This is a genomic window from Methylorubrum zatmanii, assembly GCF_014845115.1.
Lineage (GTDB): Bacteria > Pseudomonadota > Alphaproteobacteria > Rhizobiales > Beijerinckiaceae > Methylobacterium > Methylobacterium zatmanii.
Map to the genome: position 1 here is coordinate 1 of NZ_NKUI01000288.1, position 844 is coordinate 844.

Genomic DNA, 844 nt, shown 5'->3' on the forward strand with positions numbered 1-844 from the left:
GTTGAATATGCAACATGTGGGATTTTTGTGCTCTTATTTGGGAAATTTATTTGTAAATCAGACGTTCTCCCGTGTAAATCAACTACGTTAAGTCACAACTGTCTCAAGTAGAGGATTGTTGAGGTTTATAGATGGGCCTTCCTATTGTTTTCAACGGAAATGTGTTCCCGGCGGGATATATAGCGAATAACAATAGTTATGATGCGCCTGGAGAGTTCACTGCTCTCAAGCTTACGCCGGAAGCATATACGTTAACAGGGACGGTTTCGTCGGTTGGCGATCTCGTTAGAATGACAAATGTAAAAAATGGCTTGTCATTCGATCTCTATGCGACAGGATATGATAATTCTGGAAAAATTTTATTCAATAATTCAAAATATTTGAGTGGAATTGCTGTTCTAGTTTCGAATACACCTCTTGAGGTAGGGCAATATATTGCTTTTGCTGAAAATAAATTAGGAGACTATGTTGTAAGATGCTTTGTTTCTGGGACACGAATTTCCGTCGAAAGAGGAAGCATTCCGGTAGAATTATTGCGTATTGGAGAGAAGGCACGATTGGCTTCTGGAGGGGTTCGTACAATTACCTGGATCGGTCATCGCGAGATTAAGGCTGAAGTCGGCATGCTGAGTGCCGACCAACAGCCGGTGCGTGTTCGTGCCGGAGCTTTTGGTGACAATCTTCCAGCGCGTGATCTTTTTCTCTCGCCTGGCCATCCGGTGCTCATCGGTGCCGATGCCGATAACAAGGGCGGTGTGCTCGTTCCTGTGATGTGCCTGATCAATGGCACGTCAATCACTCGGCAGCCTCGCATGAAGGTCACTTACTGGCACGTCGAACTCGA

General features: G+C 45.0%; 1 protein-coding gene. It reads left to right on the forward strand.

Going from position 1 to position 844, the window contains the following annotated elements:
* Window positions 1-131 precede the first annotated feature (131 nt).
* A partial coding sequence (locus MZTS_RS23625; RefSeq protein WP_192285694.1) for a Hint domain-containing protein occupies window positions 132-844 on the forward strand: 713 nt, incomplete at its 3' end.